The 14770-nt window shown below is 68.1% G+C and carries 19 protein-coding genes; 6 read left to right on the top strand and 13 right to left on the bottom strand.

Annotation, left to right across the window (positions count from 1 at the left end; all coding sequences use genetic code 11):
• Nucleotides 1-13: 13 nt before the first annotated feature.
• The gene (locus tag ACIBTM_RS15635; RefSeq protein WP_395877176.1) at nt 14-643 is read left to right on the top strand and encodes a pyridoxamine 5'-phosphate oxidase family protein; all 630 of its coding nucleotides are present in this window, start codon (nt 14-16) and stop codon (nt 641-643) included.
• Between the two features lie 78 nt (nt 644-721).
• Here the strand turns inward: ACIBTM_RS15635 and ACIBTM_RS15630 are convergent, their stop codons facing one another.
• The 3 genes from ACIBTM_RS15630 to ACIBTM_RS15620 all read right to left on the bottom strand — a co-directional run bounded on the left by ACIBTM_RS15630 (nt 722) and on the right by ACIBTM_RS15620 (nt 2906).
• Nucleotides 722-1720 (bottom strand): NADP-dependent oxidoreductase, encoded by a 999-nt coding sequence (locus ACIBTM_RS15630; RefSeq protein WP_395877174.1) that lies wholly within the window; start codon nt 1718-1720, stop codon nt 722-724.
• Nucleotides 1721-1820: 100 nt separating this feature from the next.
• Nucleotides 1821-2255, bottom strand: a complete 435-nt coding sequence (locus ACIBTM_RS15625; RefSeq protein WP_395877172.1) for an SRPBCC family protein — start codon at nt 2253-2255, stop codon at nt 1821-1823.
• Nucleotides 2256-2426: 171 nt separating this feature from the next.
• The gene (locus ACIBTM_RS15620) at nt 2427-2906 is read right to left on the bottom strand and encodes an RICIN domain-containing protein (RefSeq protein WP_395877171.1); all 480 of its coding nucleotides are present in this window, start codon (nt 2904-2906) and stop codon (nt 2427-2429) included.
• A gap of 182 nt (nt 2907-3088) precedes the next feature.
• On the opposite strand from ACIBTM_RS15620, the gene ACIBTM_RS15615 reads away from it, so the two are divergent.
• Nucleotides 3089-4033: an ArsR family transcriptional regulator gene (locus ACIBTM_RS15615; RefSeq protein ID WP_395877169.1), complete on the top strand. Its 945-nt coding sequence runs from the start codon at nt 3089-3091 to the stop codon at nt 4031-4033.
• Between the two features lie 132 nt (nt 4034-4165).
• Here ACIBTM_RS15615 and ACIBTM_RS15610 read toward each other — a convergent pair whose 3' ends face one another.
• On the bottom strand, nt 4166-5062 hold the full coding sequence (locus ACIBTM_RS15610) for an ABC transporter substrate-binding protein (RefSeq protein ID WP_395878079.1): 897 nt from the start codon (nt 5060-5062) through the stop codon (nt 4166-4168).
• Nucleotides 5063-5237: 175 nt separating this feature from the next.
• Here ACIBTM_RS15610 and ACIBTM_RS15605 point away from each other — a divergent pair, with 175 nt between their 5' ends.
• Both ACIBTM_RS15605 and ACIBTM_RS15600 read left to right on the top strand, forming a co-directional pair.
• Nucleotides 5238-5924 carry an ABC transporter permease gene (locus ACIBTM_RS15605; RefSeq protein ID WP_395878077.1) on the top strand — a complete coding sequence of 229 codons (687 nt, stop codon included), beginning with the start codon at nt 5238-5240 and terminating at the stop codon, nt 5922-5924.
• A complete protein-coding gene (locus ACIBTM_RS15600; protein WP_395877167.1) occupies nt 5921-6637 on the top strand; it encodes an ABC transporter permease in 717 nt (238 codons plus the stop codon). Before ACIBTM_RS15605 ends, ACIBTM_RS15600 begins: the two co-directional genes overlap by 4 nt.
• Here the strand turns inward: ACIBTM_RS15600 and ACIBTM_RS15595 are convergent.
• The 5 genes from ACIBTM_RS15595 to ACIBTM_RS15575 form a co-directional block, all read right to left on the bottom strand.
• Nucleotides 6576-8027 carry an aromatic amino acid lyase gene (locus tag ACIBTM_RS15595; RefSeq protein ID WP_395877165.1) on the bottom strand — a complete coding sequence of 484 codons (1452 nt, stop codon included), beginning with the start codon at nt 8025-8027 and terminating at the stop codon, nt 6576-6578. The two genes, ACIBTM_RS15600 and ACIBTM_RS15595, sit on opposite strands and share 62 nt — an antisense overlap.
• A complete protein-coding gene (locus tag ACIBTM_RS15590; protein ID WP_395877163.1) occupies nt 8024-8578 on the bottom strand; it encodes a YbaK/EbsC family protein in 555 nt (184 codons plus the stop codon). Before ACIBTM_RS15590 ends, ACIBTM_RS15595 begins: the two co-directional genes overlap by 4 nt.
• 13 nt (nt 8579-8591) lie before the next feature.
• The gene (locus ACIBTM_RS15585) at nt 8592-8885 is read right to left on the bottom strand and encodes a DUF2516 family protein (protein WP_037333051.1); all 294 of its coding nucleotides are present in this window, start codon (nt 8883-8885) and stop codon (nt 8592-8594) included.
• Nucleotides 8886-8969: 84 nt separating this feature from the next.
• Nucleotides 8970-9644: a hypothetical protein gene (locus ACIBTM_RS15580; RefSeq protein WP_395877161.1), complete on the bottom strand. Its 675-nt coding sequence runs from the start codon at nt 9642-9644 to the stop codon at nt 8970-8972.
• Entirely contained in the window at nt 9641-10048 is a 408-nt protein-coding gene (locus tag ACIBTM_RS15575) for a helix-turn-helix domain-containing protein (protein WP_395878075.1), read from the bottom strand. The genes ACIBTM_RS15580 and ACIBTM_RS15575 overlap by 4 nt, the downstream gene beginning before the upstream one ends.
• A gap of 151 nt (nt 10049-10199) precedes the next feature.
• On the opposite strand from ACIBTM_RS15575, the gene ACIBTM_RS15570 reads away from it, so the two are divergent.
• Entirely contained in the window at nt 10200-11330 is a 1131-nt protein-coding gene (locus tag ACIBTM_RS15570) for a methyltransferase domain-containing protein (protein WP_395877160.1), read from the top strand.
• Here ACIBTM_RS15570 and ACIBTM_RS15565 read toward each other — a convergent pair.
• Genes ACIBTM_RS15565 through ACIBTM_RS15555 form a run of 3 tightly spaced genes read right to left on the bottom strand, consistent with a single transcriptional unit; the run spans nt 11295 to nt 12730 of the window.
• Complete coding sequence (locus tag ACIBTM_RS15565; protein WP_395877158.1) at nt 11295-11951, bottom strand: AAA family ATPase; 657 nt, start codon at nt 11949-11951, stop codon at nt 11295-11297. The genes ACIBTM_RS15570 and ACIBTM_RS15565 overlap by 36 nt on opposite strands.
• A gap of 2 nt (nt 11952-11953) precedes the next feature.
• Nucleotides 11954-12328 (bottom strand): zf-TFIIB domain-containing protein, encoded by a 375-nt coding sequence (locus tag ACIBTM_RS15560; protein WP_378373026.1) that lies wholly within the window; start codon nt 12326-12328, stop codon nt 11954-11956.
• A 33-nt stretch (nt 12329-12361) separates the two neighbouring features.
• Nucleotides 12362-12730 carry a VOC family protein gene (locus ACIBTM_RS15555; protein WP_395877156.1) on the bottom strand — a complete coding sequence of 123 codons (369 nt, stop codon included), beginning with the start codon at nt 12728-12730 and terminating at the stop codon, nt 12362-12364.
• A 93-nt stretch (nt 12731-12823) separates the two neighbouring features.
• Between ACIBTM_RS15555 and ACIBTM_RS15550 the strand changes: the two genes are divergently transcribed.
• Nucleotides 12824-13291 (top strand): CGNR zinc finger domain-containing protein, encoded by a 468-nt coding sequence (locus ACIBTM_RS15550; protein ID WP_378373024.1) that lies wholly within the window; start codon nt 12824-12826, stop codon nt 13289-13291.
• A gap of 174 nt (nt 13292-13465) precedes the next feature.
• On the opposite strand, the gene ACIBTM_RS15545 is transcribed toward ACIBTM_RS15550, so the two are convergent.
• Entirely contained in the window at nt 13466-14764 is a 1299-nt protein-coding gene (locus ACIBTM_RS15545; RefSeq protein WP_395877155.1) for a DUF445 domain-containing protein, read from the bottom strand.
• Between the last annotated feature and the right edge of the window lie 6 nt (nt 14765-14770).

The following is a 14770-nucleotide window of genomic DNA, read 5'->3' as shown; positions in this document are numbered from 1 at the left end:
GTTCACTGGGGCCATGGGGACCTCAGAGATCAAAGTGATCGAGACGCGCGAGGCGTTGCGTGAGCACCTCGGCCACCCGGCCGAGCGGACCAGGGGAAAGATCATCCCCTTCCTCGATTCGCACGCGCGCACGCTGATCGAGCACTCGCCGTTCTACCTGCTGGCGACGGCGTCGTCCGACGGGACCTGTGACGTCTCGCCGCGCGGCGACCCGGCCGGTTCCGTGAAGGTGCTCGACGACAAGACGCTGGTGCTGGCCGACAGGCCGGGCAACAAACTGCTCGACAGCCAGACCAACATCCTCGACAACCCTCACGCCGGGCTGCTGTTCCTGGTGCCGGGGATGAACGAGACCCTGCGGATCAACGGCCGCGCGAAACTGGTCGCGGACGCGCCGTTCTTCGACGACCTGGTGGTCAAGGGGAAGCGGCCCGCGCTGGCGATCCTGGTCGAGGTCGAAGAGCTGTACATGCACTGCGCCAAGGCTTTCCTGCGGTCGTCACTGTGGAAGCCGGAGACGTGGCCGGAGCGGTCCAGCCTGCCGACCGCGGGCCAGATCTTCCGCGACCAGATGAAGCTGGACATATCGGCGGAGGCGCTGGACGCCACGCTGACCGAAGGCGCGCTCACGACGCAGTACTGAGCCCCCGCGCGTGCTATGAACGGTCCGTTCCTTGCAAATTTTGCAAGGAACGGACCGTTCATAGCATCCGGAGGCGGGTCAGACGCGGACCAGCATCTTGCCGGTGTTCGCCCCGCCCAACAGGTCGAGGAACGCCTGCGGCGCGTTGCGGATACCGTCCACAATGGTCTCCGAGTACTTGAGCTCCCCGGAGGCGACCAGCGGAGCGACATCCTTCACGAACTGCGGCTGCGACGCGAAGTGGTCGCCGACGAGCATGCCGCGCATGGTGAACCGCTTCGCGATGATCGACGCGAGATTGCGCGGCGCCGCGGCCGGTTCGGTGTTGTTGTAGACCGAGATCATCCCGCAGATCGCCATCCGGCCGTGCAGGTTGATCGAGTCGATGGCCGCTTCGAGGTGCTCGCCGCCGACGTTGTCGAAGTACACGTCGATGCCTTCGGGCGCCGCCGCGCGCAGCTGCTCGGCCACCGGGGCGTCCTTGTAGTTGAACGCCGCGTCGAAGCCCAGCTCGTCGGTCAGCCACTTGACCTTGTCGTCCGTGCCCGCGCTGCCGATGACCCGCTTCGCGCCCTTCAGCTTCGCCAGCTGGCCAACGACGGACCCGACGGCGCCCGCCGCGCCGGACACGAAGACGGTGTCGCCCTCCTTGAACTCCGCGACCTCGAGAAGTCCGGCGTACGCGGTGAGCCCGGTCATGCCGAGGACGCCGAGGTACGCGGTGATCGGGGCGGCCTCAGGGTCGATCTTCACCGCGTGCTTCGCGGCGACGACGGCGTGCGAGCGCCAGCCGAGGCCGTGCAGCACGATGTCACCGGGCTTGAAATCGTCCACGGTGGACTCGATCACTTCACCGACGGCGCCGCCGTGCATCACCTTGCCGACCTCGTACGGCTCGGCGTAGGACTTCGCGCTGCTCATCCGGCCGCGCATGTACGGATCCACGCTCAGCACCTGGTTGCGAACCAGGATCTGCCCCTCGCCCGGCACCGGGATCTCGACGTCGGCGATCTCGAAATTCTCCAGCGTCGGGACACCGTGCGGACGGGAGGCGAGCCGGATCTCGGTTGCGTTCACGAGGTAACTCCAAGTCTGTTTGCCGAAGCGGGGCGGTCGCCCCGTATTCACGACGGGTACAACGAGGGAACCGGGGCGCCCATTCCGGTTGTGGCGAGCGCTACACGACCTCGGCGAGCTTGCCGAGCACACCCTCGTAGATCCGCTTGAGCCCACCGGGCGCGAAGGTCTTCTCGAAGAAGCCGCCGATGCCGCCCGCACCGTCCCAGGTGGTCTCGATGCGGACGAGGCTGCCGCCCGACACCTCGCGGACGGTCCAGGTGGTCACCATGCTGGAGTTCGCGTCGGTCTCGACGAGGGTGCCTTCGGCGGGCTCAGTCACCGTCGCGGCGACGTCACGCACGCGCTTCGACGTGGCCTGCAGCTTCCAGCGCGCCTTCGTGCCCGCGCCGACGCCGCCTTCCGTGACCTCGTAGTCGCGGTAGTGCTCCGTCAGCAGCTTCGGCCGGGTTTCGGCGTAGTCCGCGACGAGCGTCCTGACCTTGTCCGCCGGCGCTTCGATGGTGCGCTCCGCGATGGCCGTGACCTTTCCCATCTCACTCCCTTTCACCCGTGTTGCAAGACAGCGTCCACGATTCCATCGCTGCTCGCAGTGGGAGCGGGCGGCCCCGTGGGAGCCGGCCGGGAAGGGGACGCCGACGTCGCGAAAGCCACTTTCGCGACGTCGGCTCGTCATCCCGATCAGACGCGCGGCGCGGTGCCGTTACTACACAATTATCCGCCAATGCTGAGCCGGAACGTTGTAATTGCACGTCGCGGTTCGAACACCGTGTTCGCTGGTTTGCACCAAGCACTGCCCGGTCGCGTAATTCCGCAGGCGCGGAAGAGACGTCGACGACGGAACTCTTTCCACATACCAGGTCCGATTCGGGGCGCCGTCACATGGACTCGTGTACACGTCGCCGGCGGAATTCCCGGACAGGCACCGAGCCGTCCCGACGTTCTTGAGCGTGGTCCTCGACGGGATGGCGCCGGACCAGGTCCACTTCTGGAAGTTGTTGCCCCTGACGCAGGGATTCATGTACACCAAGCCGCCCACGTTGCCGTCCAGGCAGTATCCGTACGCGAAGTTGACGAAGTTATGCGTCGCCGCCTGCGTGTCCGCCGAGGCGGGCCAACCCGCGACGACCAAACCACTCGCCACCGCGACACCGCCCAGCAGCACTCGAACCACATTCTTCTTCATTATCTCCCCTTTCCCAGAACGAGCAATGACGGCATTTGGCGAATCGAATGCCACCAGCGGACTGCGATTCCCCCGAACACCGGACTTACGACGAGAATATGCGCCGTCGGATTTCTATCAAATTGATTCGACCACGTTCGAATGTTGCCGAGCGCGCGCCGTGACGGCATAGCATTCGATCCATGCTCACGTTGCGCATGAACACGAGCGGGATGGGCAGGGTCAAGCTGGCCTTGTCGCCCGCCTCCGAGGTGCTGGTGTGGTTGTGGCTGCTCACGACGGGGCGGCGGCATCCCACCTTCGGCTTCCCCGGGCCGGTTGCGCGGTCGGCCCTCGGCCATCCCGACGTTGCCCTCGTCGCCGGCGCACTCTCGCCGGTCTACGCGCCCGACATGCTGACGCCGGCCGCCACTCCGGGCAGGAGCGCCGCCGTGCTGGACCACCAGCTGTCCCTCGTGAGCGGGACGGCCATGGAGACCGTCGCGGAGCAAATCGGGCACGTCGCCGTCTGCGGTGGCACGCTCTCATCCGAGGTACGTGGCTCGATCGATGCCGGCACCTTCGGCGCTCGCGCGGCAAGCGGTCTCTGGGTGTTCTGGCGGCAGGTGCTCGCCGACGACTGGCGCGGGCTGGAGACCACCATGGAAGCCGATCTCGCGCGGCGCAGGCACACCATGGCCGATCTCGGACTCGGCGAACTGCTGGGTTCGCTGCACCCGCGAGTGTTGTGGACCGGGCGGTCACTGGCCATCGATCTCGGCGCGCATGACGAGGAGGTGGAACTCGGCACCCGTGAGCTGGTGCTGTCACCGAGCATCCTCAACTGGCCGAACGTGACGGCACAGATCTGCGGCGAGCAGTCGGCGGCGATCAACTATCCCGCCTTCGGACAGGCGACACGTGACGGCCATACCCCGAAGTCACTTGCCCGTCTCTACGGCGCCACCAGGGCGAGTCTGCTCGCCGATCTGGAGTCGGAGCGGTCGACAGCCGAGCTGAGCGCGCGCCACGAGCTGTCCCCCTCGACCGTGTCCTATCACCTGAAGGTTCTGTATCAGGCCCGGCTGATCACCCGGCGACGCGAAGGACATCTCGTTCTGTACCAGCGAAGGACGTCGTCACCGTGATCTCGCGCGGGCGGACCCGGCCGAAACGGCTCCAGCCAGTGCCCTGCCGACTCCACCGGCCCCCGGATGCAATGAACGGTCCGTTCCTTGCGAAATTTGCAAGGAACGGACCGTTCATGGCACGCGACGGGACTAGATGAGCGACTTCTCCTTCAGCCAGTCCTTCGCGACGTCGCCCGGCTTCTCGCCGTCCGAGTCGACGCGCTTGTTCAGCTCACGCAGCTGCACGGTGTCGAGGGCCTTGCTCACGGCGTTGACGGCGGCCGCGAAGTCGGCGCCGCGCTCGTCGAGGACCTTCTTGTTCACCGCGGGCACGACGTTCTCGGTCGGCACGATGGCGAGGTCGTCCTCCAGCGCCACGAACTGCGGGTCGCCGACGAGCGGGCTCACCGAGTCGACCGGGATGACGGTGACCTTGCCGGACCGCAGCTGTTCGACGCGCGGGCCCGCCTCCTGCACCGTCTGGAACGTGGCCTTCAGCTTGTAGACGTCGGTGAAGCCCTTGAAGCAGGGTAGCCGCTTCTCGCACTCCGGAGCGCCGGCGACGACGACGTCGCCGACCTTGGACAGATCGCTGATCTTCGCCAGCCCCTTCTCCTTGGCGAGATCGGCCTTCACGATGTAGGTGTTCTTGTTCTCCGCCGGCGAGTAGTCCAGCAGGCCGATGCCGTCCGGCTCGAACAACTTCTTGAGCTGCCCGTGCTCGCCCTCCGCATCCTTCGCGGCGTCCTTGCCGAATCCGGTGCTGATGGCGGCGCCCTGGTATTCCGGGACGAACTGGAGTTCGCCGGACTTCAGCGCCGGGTAGATCAGCTCGCGCGAACCGAGGTTCAGTTTGCGGGTGATCGGGTATCCCTTGGCCTCCAACGCGTTCGCGTACAGCTCGGCGAGGATCACGCTGTCGGTGAAGTTGAAGGAGGCGACCACGATCGGCGCCCCGCCCTTGCTCTGCGCGGCCGGGGCCGCCGCGTCGTCGCCGCCCCCACAGGCGGTCATACCGAGGACGGCGGCGGCGAGCACCGCGCCCACTCGAACATTCCGTGTCCAGCGCACGTGCACACTCTCCTATGACTCGTTCAGAGGAATGGACAGTATCTCCGGGTCACGACAGAATCCACATTTTGAGAGCTGCACCCCTCGCGCTCCCAGAGAACGGAATCCGGCACCCCGAACGGGGTAAGGTCGGCCGGTGCGAGCCTCCTCCGTGTTCCCCGTTCCCGCCCAGGGCGGACGGCCGCTCTTCGAGTGGCGGTGGGTGGACCGTCACCTCGACGAGATCTTCGAGCGGCTCGGTGAGCACATCACCCTGACCGCGGCGGCGCTCGCCATCGGGCTGGTGGTGTCGATCGGTGTTTCCGTGATTTCGCTGCGTCGCCGGTGGTTCTACGTCATCGCGCTGAGCGCGGCGGGTTCGCTGTACGTCATCCCGAGCCTCGGCGCCTTCGCCGTGCTGGTTCCCTTCACCGGCCTGACTTCCTTCACCACAGCGGTGATCCCGTTGGCGACGTACACGTTGCTGATTCTCATCCGCAACATCGTCACCGGCGTCGAACAAGTACCCAAGGAAGTCCGCGAAGCCGCGATAGGCATGGGTTTCACCCGTTCGCGGTTGCTGTGGCAGGTCGAACTCCCGCTCGCGCTGCCGGTGGTGATCGCGGGCCTGCGGGTCGCGGCGGTGACCACGATCGGGCTCGTGACAGTGACTTCCATGCTCGGCAAGGGCGGCCTGGGGTACTTCATCCGCAACGGCATCCAGACCGCGACGCCGAACCCGACGTCGATCATCGTCGGCGTCGTGCTTTCCGTGGTGCTGGCCGTGGTGGTGGATCTGCTGCTGTGGCTCGGTGGGCGCGCGCTCGCGCCGTGGTCGCGGAAGGCGGCGTCGCGATGAGCATCATCGACCAGACCATCGAATGGCTCGGCGAACCGAACCGATGGAGCTGGACCGATCCGGCGGGCGTGCCGTACCGGACGGTCGAGCATCTCCAGTTCTCGTTGCTGGCGCTGGCGATCTCGGCCGTGCTGACGATCCCGGCCGCGTTGTGGCTCGCGCATTACCGCCGCGCGCAGTTCCTCGCGACCAGCGCGGTGAACATCGGCCGCGCGATCCCCAGCTTCGGACTGGTGATCCTGTTCTGGTTCCTGGCCTCCCGGCTCGGGGCCGACACGACGTTCTGGCCGCTGATGCTCGCGCTGGTGGCGTTGGCCCTGCCGCCGTTGTTCACCAACACCTATGCGGGCGTCGTCCAGCTGGAGCAGGAAACCGTCGACGCCGCGCGCGGAACCGGTTACCGCGAGTGGCAGATCATGCTGCGCCTGGAGCTGCCGCTCGCGTCGCCGGTCATCCTCGCGGGCGCCCGTGTCGCGTTCCTGCAACTGGTGGCGACCGTCGCGATCGGCGCGATCGTCAACGACGGCGGCGGGCTCGGACGGTACATTGTGGACGGTTTCGCGCTCGGAGATCCCGGCCACGGCGAGATCCTGGCGGGCGGGATCGCGGTCGTCGTACTGGCTTTGGTATGCGAGGGGGTTTTCGCGCTCGTCACGCGTTGGGTGACTCCTCGCGGGCTGGCGATCCAGTCCCGCGCGGAAACCCGTTCCTGAGCGCCGAAACCAGAGCCGTCACCGCCGGACCCAACGGCCGGTCCACCTCGACGGGCGGCACCAGTTCCCGCAGCCACTCGTAGGTCGCTCGCAGCTCCGGCGCCCCGTCCCCGGACGCCAGCCACCGCGCCTGCGAGCCCGTGATCAGCTCACAGGCCGTGATGGCGAACATCCGCGCACAGGCGTCGCGGAGCTGATTCCCCGCCGCCCAGGCGAACGCCTGCACATCCTCCTGCCCACCGGAAGTGTCGACGGAACCCAAGGTCGCGGGCGTGGCGAGCCGCCGCAGCGCGTGCAGCTCCCCCACCGCGCGTTTGTGCAAGGGGACCAGCCCCGCCTGCGGTCCCGGATCCACCGCGAGCTGTGCGGGAAGGCCGCTGAACCGCTCGTCGAGCAACCGGTGCGTCCGCTGCACGCTCACTTCGCCGAGATGCACCAGCGCCGCTGTCACCGCGTCCATCCGCAGTCCGAGTTCGACGGCGTGAAACCCTGTCGTGGACACGAATTCGCTGTCGAGGAACACGGGCGAATCGGTCGGCACCGAGCGCCCGAGCACCTCGTCCAGGTCGGCGGCGACCCGCGTCAGATGAGCCAGCGCGCGCGGAGCCACCCGCACGGAAACGGGCGCCTGCACGACCGGCCGTTCGACGGCACCTCGGATCAGACCGCTCACCTCGCGCAGGACCGAACGCAGCACCAGATCGTCTCCCGCCAACGCGGGTCGATAGACCCCTTGCGGCGCACCGAGAACGTCGATCGCGATCGCGGCGGCCAGCGTCTGGAGATCCACCACCTGCTGGACCTCGGTCCGCGCGAAGGCGGCGAGCGTCTCCGCGAGTGGCGAGCCCTGGATGAGGGTCGCGGCCTCCTTGAGGCCTGGCTCGTACGGCTCCGCCAGCACCTCCGACGCGGGCGTCTCGACGCCGTCCACCAGCACGGTCCCGACGCCGAGGAAGGTCTGGAAAGCATGCGCCAGCGGGATGATCTCACCGGCGCTGCCCAGCCCCGTCCTCGGCACGGCGGGGGTGAACCCCTCGTTCAGGCGGTCGACGAGGAACGTCACCAGCTCCGGACCGGCGCCCGCCTCGGGCGCGAGCAGATCCCGCAGACGCACCAGCAGCAGCCAGCGCACTTCTTCGGCCGAGAGCCAGGGCGGGCCGCCGACGGCACGGCCGATCAGCAGGTTCCGCTGGTGCGCGCTCGACGCGGGCGCGGCGGCTCCCGCGAGCCGCCCCATGCCGGTGTTGACGCCGTAGACGGGTCGCTCGTCCAGCGCGGCGAGGACTCGGGCGCGGTTTTCGCCGAGCCGCGCCAGCAAGGGGGGATCGATCTCGATGAACCCCGCCTCGAAGGCCGCGGCCAGCGGAAAGTCCTTTGTGGACAGCCTCACTCGACGGGGCGCGCGAGCCCGTCGATCACTTCGGCGCCCGGCAGGGACGCGAGCACCGAGCCCGGGATCAGCAGCTTGCCGCCGCGGATACCGCTGCCGATGACCAGTTCGGGTTCGTCGGCGACACGCTGGTCGATCAGGATCGGCCACTCCCCGGGCAACCCGACCGGCGTGATGCCGCCGTACTCCATTCCGGTGAGCGAGACGGCCTCGTCCATCGGGGCGAAGGAGGCCTTGCGGACGTCGAGCCGGCGCTTGATCACGCCGTTCACGTCGGCGCGGGTGGTGGCGAGGATCATCGCGGCGGCGAAGCGGACCTCGCCGGCGCGTTTGCCGGCGACGACGACGCAGTTCGCGGACGCGGAAAGCGGTGAGCCGTACGCCTCGCAGAAGGCGGCGGTGTCGGCCAGCCCGGCGTCGATCTCGACGACGCCGACGGCGTCCGGATCGGGCAGGGCGGCGAGTGCCTTGGCGACGGGCTCGGCGAGCAGATCCGTGCGGGTGAGGGCGGGGACGACGGTGAGGCTTCCGGCGATGGTCCAGGTAGTCACAGGCCCACCATAATCACCAGTTGCGGCCGCCGCGCTGGACCTCGATGAGCTTGGGGCGGACGTCCACGAGGTAGACCAGGACCGCGACCAGCGCGGGCAGCCACAGGATCATTCCGCCGCCGTAGAACTGGAAGAAGGTCAGCACCACGGTGGCCCCACCGGTGATGAGCATCCAGATGGGTTTGGTCTTCCGATCGGCGGCCGAATACGCGTCCGCACGCTGCAACAGCGCATGCACGAACGCGAACAGCCCCGTCAGCGCGCCGCCCCAATGGATGGCGATGAGGATCCAGTTGGCAACGAACACGCACTCAGCTTACGTCAAACCGGGCGAATGACCCGGGCCCCCGGCACCGAAGAGGTGCCAGGGGCCCCGGAATTCACGCGGACCTTACTTCTCGGTGGTCTTCGGCGCGGTGGCCGGCTTCTTGGCGGCCGGGCTGGAGGTGGTGCGGCGCGCGGTGGCCGTGGTCTTCGGCGCGGTCTTGTTGGCGACCTTGCGCGAAGCCGAGCGGGTCTCGTGCGCGAGGTCGTCGCCGATCTCCTCGACCTCGTCGGCGATCTCGCCGGCGACCTCGGTGACCTTGCGGGCGGTCTTCTCGCCGACGGAGCGGGTGCCCTTGGTGACCTTGCCGAGCACGGTGTCGATGCGCTCACGGGCGTCGGTGGTCGCACCCTCGACGCGGTCCTGCGCGGTGCTGATCGCGTCTTCGAGCTGCTCGATGGCCTTCTTGACCTGCGGCTGCGCGGCGATCTTGTCCCACGCCTGCTCACCGGACTCGGCCAGCTTGTTGTACAGCTTCAGCGCGGCCTCGGTGTACTCGTCGATGACCTTGCGCAGCTCGGCCGGGTCCAGCTTCTCGCGGAGGCCCTCGACGTCGTGCGGGAGCTCTTCGAGGTTCTTGCGGGCGGTCTCGCTGCCCTCGACGACCTTCTCCTTGGCCTTCGAGACGGCGTCGACGACGGCCTGGCCCGCCAGGTTGCCGGCGCCCAGTGCGGCCAGCAGCGGCGTGCGGACCTGGTCGAGGGCGGTGTGCTTGCGTTCGGTCTTGGTGGCCGTGGTCATGCTGACTCCTTGGTTTCCGTGGCTTCTGTTTTCGCCTGGGCCGCCTGTTCGGGTTTCGAGGCGGCGTTCTCGCGGCGGAACGATTCGTAGACGTCGAGCAGGACCTGCTTCTGCCGTTCGGTCAGCTCGGTGTCGGCGCGGATCGCGTCGCCGACCGGGCCGCCCGTCGGCAGATCGAGGATTCCCGCTTGCACATAGAGCGCCTCGGCCGAGATACGCAGGCCCTTGGCGATCTGCTGCAGGATCTCCGCGCTGGGTTTGCGGACCCCGCGCTCGATCTGGCTCAGGTACGGATTGGACACGCCGGCGAGTTTCGACAGCTGCCGCAAGGAGATCTTCGCGTTGCTGCGCTGCTGGCGGATGTACTCGCCGATGTCGGAAGCGATGTCCGCGACCTTCTCCATCGGTCCGCCCGATGTGGGCTGATCCCGGTCGGTGTCTGACATCGGTCACCTCCTCGCGACGTCTTCAACGCTACGCCCGAGTGCTAGCAATTGCAAGCACTCTGCTTGCAACCATCGGGTGTGTTGGTGCTCACCCGGCTACCGTGTAGGGATGTCGAACGCCACGCGGCTGCGACGGCGCCTCGTCGAGCATCTGCTCGCCGAGGGCGTGCTGCACGACGCGCACTGGATGGCCGCGTTCCGCTCGGTGCCGAGGCACGTCTTCCTGCCGCGGTTCTTCGTCCCGGCGGCGAACGGCTGGGCCGCCGTCGAGCACGGCGACGACGAGTGGCTCAGGCGCGTCTACTCGCCCGACGTGCTGGTCGTCCAGCTGGACGACGATTCCGGGCTCTGGGAACGGGCGCGGTATCTCGGCGCGCAGCCGGGAACGCCGACGAGTTCGTCCAGCCAGCCGTCGATCATGGCGATCATGCTCGAAGAGCTCCGGGTGGCCGACGGTCATCGCGTACTGGAGATCGGCACGGGTACCGGGTACAACACCGCGTTGCTGTGCCATCGGCTCGGTTCCGGGCTCGTGTACACAGTGGACATCGACCCGGATCTCGTCGACGCCGCGCGCAAACGGCTCGCGGAGATCGGGTACGTGCCCTCGTGCGCGGCGGCCGATGGTGCCGAAGGCTTCCCGGCGGGAGTGCTCTACGACCGGGTGATCTGCACCTGCTCGGTGTCGTCGATCCCGCCCGCGTGGCTGGCGCAGACGATGCCGGGCGGGCTGATCGTCACCACGCTGAACCGGCCGATCGGCGGCGGGCTCGTCCGGATCGTCGCGGGCGAAGGCGCGACGGGACACGGGCGGGTGCTCGCGCGCGACGGGCGCTTCATGCCGCTGCGCGCGCACCGGTTCAAGCAGTCGAAGATCCCGGACGGCGACGTCACCTGGCGGCCTGCCCGGCTGCCGATGGGAGTACTCACCGACGTCCGCAGCCGTTTCGAGTTCTTCGCCGGGCTCTGTCTCCCGGGCGTGACGGCCTCGCGAGACGGCCAGAGCACCGCCTTGGTTCATCCGGACGGCTCATGGATGCGCCACCGGCAGGCGGGCGACGAGTTCGAAGTGGCCGAAGGCGGCCCGCGGCGGCTGTGGGAGATCGTCGAAGCCGCGTACGACGACTGGCTCGACCTCGGCCAGCCCGGACGAGACCGGTTCGGGCTCAGCCTCGACGGGAATGAACAGGTGATCTGGCTGGATTCACCCGATGGCCGCACTTGGCCGTTGGGCTCCTGAAAGCAGGCCTCGCACCCACTTCTCGACATGGTCGACGGCGTCGCCGACCGGGATGTGGGTGGTGTCGAACAGTTCGACCGGCGGATCCATCGTGGGCGCTTCCGCTCGCAGCCACGCGTTGAACTCCAGCATCTCCTCGACGCGCTCCTCGTCCCACTCGCGCCAGGCGGGCCGCGCGAGCAAACGCTTGCGCAACGCGTCGGGCTCGCTGACGAGCGCCAGGTAGTGGATGTCGGAGAAGAAGACGCGCTCGGGCAACCGCTCGAATTCGGGCGGCGCGACCGTGCCGCACAGCACGACCGGCCGTCCGTTCTGGTGCAGCATCGCCGCCATCCGCAACCAGGTCGAGCGGAACGCGGGATGGCCGGGGACGTCGTCGCGCAACGCCCCGGTCCAGAGCACGTCCTGCTCGACCACGAGCGCGAGATCGCCGAGCCGTCGCGCCAGCAGCGGCCCGACCGTCGACTTGCCCGCGCCGCTCGGCCCGGTCAGCGCGAACAGCGGAAGCCGCCGGAACGGCCACCGGTGTGCGCATACCGCGCACACCAGCAGCCCGCTCTCGACTCGTGGCCGTTCGGCGCGATCACCGCAGGCCGGGCAGATCTTGAGATCGAGGACCACGGTCAGTCGAAGAGGCCCTCGAGGAAGCCGCCCTTACGACGCTTGTGTCCGTACCCGTGCGGAGAGTCCGCGTACCCACCGCGGTACCCCTTGGGCGAGTCGGCGTAGCCACCCCGGTAGCCCTTCGGCGAGTCCGCGTACCCGCCGCGATGCGGCCGCGGGGAGTCCGGACGGCCGTAGTGCGGCGCCGGCGCGTGCCCACCTCCCTGATACGGCGGAGGCGGCTGATGCCCGCCGTAGTACGAGCTCTCGGCGTTGGTGATGGCTTCCAGCTCACCCCGGTCCAGGAAGATGCCGCGGCATCCCTGGCACTGGTCGATGTGGATGCCGTTCTTGTCGACGGTCTTCATGGCGTTCTGGCACTTCGGACAAATCACGTATCAGAGATTACGCATTTTTCGCCCGCGAGGTCAGCAGGCGCACAGACAAAACGGGTGTCCGGCCGGATCCGCGTACACCCGGAAGGTCTTCGGCGAGTCGTCGAGCAGTTTCGCGCCGATGGCCAGCGCGCGCTCGTGGGCGGCCTCCATGTCGGTGACGTCGAGGTCGACGTGCGCCTGCTGCGGATTCTCGGCGGACGGCCACGCGGGCGGCCGGTGGTCCGGCACGCGCTGGAAGGAGAATCGCGCGCCGCCCTCCGGGTTCCGCAGGGTCACCCAATGGCCGTCTCCGGCGACTTCGGCCGCCTCCCAGTCGAGCAGCTCGCGGTAGAACTCCGCCAGCGCGACCGGATCCGGACAGTCGAGAGCCACCGCGCCGAAGGTCGGTACCGCACCCATCGTTCAGCCTCCAGAATGATCGAGTAACCAGTTAACTGAGTATGGGGGTTATCGAAGCCGATGACAACCGGTCTCGCCCGTACACTGGGCGAGGTGAACACCGACGCGTCCCTGGTGGTCGAGTTTCTGAACACGGTGAACGTCGAACGCGGCACCGACCTCCTGGACGAGCTGGAGTCCTGGCAACGCTGGGCCCGCGATCACCGGCTGCGAGCGGATACCCCCGCGGCCGCGCGCGAAACCCGGGACGCGCTGCGGGCCGCGATCGGCGATCCGCGGCTTCCTCGGCTCGGCCTGCGCGCTCCGGCGGAGATCGTCCTCGGCGCGGAAGGCCCGCTCCTGGTCTCGGAAACGGTCTGCGAGGCGGTACTGGCGGCGTCGACCCGGCTGACCGTGCTCGGCGAATGGATCCGGCTCAAGATCTGCCCGGCGGACGACTGCCTGTGGGCGTTCTACGACGAATCGCGGAACCGGTCGAGGACGTGGTGCTCGATGCGGGCCTGCGGGAACCGGGAGAAGGCGCGGGCCTGGCGGGCACGGACGGCGGACATCTCGACCTGAGTGCCGAACCCGAACGACCACAACTTCTGGGGTCACCCACCCCCGAGTTACCCCCAGGGGTTGTGCACAGCGTTAGGCCAAAGACGTGAAAAGCTGTGGATAACCCTGGGGATGACTCCACTTCCTGTGGACAACTCCCGGCGCGGCCCCTGGAGTGTGGTATACGCGCAGCGCTCAGAAGAGCAGCTGCGCGACCGTGTAGATGACCAGGCCGGCGAGCGCGCCGACCACCGTGCCGTTGATCCGGATGAACTGCAGATCCCGGCCCACCTGGAGCTCGATCTTGCGCGAGGTCTCCTCGGCGTCCCAGCGCTCCACCGTGTCGGTGATGATCGTGGTGATCTCCTTGGAGTAGTGGGTGACGACGTAGGCCGCCGCGCCCTCCACCCAAGTGTCCACTTTGGACCTGATGTGGTCGTCGGAGACCAGCCGCTCCCCGAGGGCCTCGAGGCCCGTGCGTACCCGGCGCCGCAGCTCGCTCGACGGATCCTCGGCGGCGTTGAGCAGCATCTCCTTCGCCGTCGCCCACGCCGAACCGATCAGCTTCTGCACCTCGTCGTGCCCCAGCATCTGGGATTTGACCTGCTCGGCGCGCGCCATCACCTCGGGGTCGGTCTGGAGATCCTGGGCGAACTCGCCGAGGAACTTGTCCAGCGCCAGCCGCATGGGGTGGTTGACGTCGGTCTTCACGGCCCAGACGAACGACAGCACCTCGCCGTAGACCTTGTCCGCGAGCATCTCGTCGACGAATTTCGGCGACCAGCTCGGCGCCCGGTCCGAGACCACGCGCAGCATCGTCGAGTGGTTGTCCCGCACCCATTCGTAGCCGCGGTCGCACATCAGGTCCACCAGCTTGTGGTGCGCCCCGTCGGCGAACACGCCTTCCAGGATCTTGCCGAGCGGCGGACCCCACGGCTTGTCCACGATCCGCTTGACCACGGCCTGTTCCATGATCGCCTGGACGTCTTCGTCGCGGAGCACCCTGACCGCCGCCCGCACGACGGTGGCCAGCTCGGACGTCACGCGCTCGGCGTTGGCGGGCTGCGAAAGCCAGCCGCCGAGCCGCTTCGAGACCTCGACCCGGCTCAGCTTCTCGCGGACCACGGACTCGGACAGGAAGTTCGAGCCGACGAAGTCACCGAGGCTGCTGCCCAGCGCGTCCTTCTTGTTCGGGATGATCGCGGTGTGCGGGATCTTGATCCGCAGCGGATGCCGGAACAGCGCCGTCACCGCGAACCAGTCGGCGAGCGCGCCGACCATCCCGGCCTCGGCGGCCGCGCGGACGTAGCCGACCCAGGCGGGCCATCCCGCGGCCTCGGCCCAGCTGGTCAGCAGGAAGATCACTGTCGCGCCGAGCAGGAACGACAACGCGACCGTCTTCATCTTGCGCAGGCCGCGGCGCTTCTCCTCCTCGGCGGCGGTTCCACCGGGCGGATCGGCTGGGGTCACCTTGGCGGGCGTCAGTTGCTCCACACCGCC

Origin of the sequence: Amycolatopsis sp. NPDC049868 (assembly GCF_044461365.1) — a bacterium.
In the GTDB taxonomy this organism is placed as follows: domain Bacteria; phylum Actinomycetota; class Actinomycetes; order Mycobacteriales; family Pseudonocardiaceae; genus Amycolatopsis.
Note: the sequence above shows the minus strand (reverse complement) of the source record. Positions and strands in the feature narration are given on the sequence as shown.

Coding starts and splice junctions, on each gene's coding strand:
- ACIBTM_RS15575 (WP_395878075.1), bottom strand. CDS start 10,048: ATGGAGAAGGTCGCGGACATCGCTTCCGACATCGGCGAGTACATCCGC.
- ACIBTM_RS15625 (WP_395877172.1), bottom strand. CDS start 2,255: ATGGGAAAGGTCACGGCCATCGCGGAGCGCACCATCGAAGCGCCGGCG.
- ACIBTM_RS15600 (WP_395877167.1), top strand. CDS start 5,921: ATGAGCATCATCGACCAGACCATCGAATGGCTCGGCGAACCGAACCGA.
- ACIBTM_RS15615 (WP_395877169.1), top strand. CDS start 3,089: ATGCTCACGTTGCGCATGAACACGAGCGGGATGGGCAGGGTCAAGCTG.
- ACIBTM_RS15580 (WP_395877161.1), bottom strand. CDS start 9,644: ATGACCACGGCCACCAAGACCGAACGCAAGCACACCGCCCTCGACCAG.
- ACIBTM_RS15555 (WP_395877156.1), bottom strand. CDS start 12,730: ATGGGTGCGGTACCGACCTTCGGCGCGGTGGCTCTCGACTGTCCGGAT.
- ACIBTM_RS15620 (WP_395877171.1), bottom strand. CDS start 2,906: ATGAAGAAGAATGTGGTTCGAGTGCTGCTGGGCGGTGTCGCGGTGGCG.
- ACIBTM_RS15570 (WP_395877160.1), top strand. CDS start 10,200: ATGTCGAACGCCACGCGGCTGCGACGGCGCCTCGTCGAGCATCTGCTC.
- ACIBTM_RS15635 (WP_395877176.1), top strand. CDS start 14: ATGGGGACCTCAGAGATCAAAGTGATCGAGACGCGCGAGGCGTTGCGT.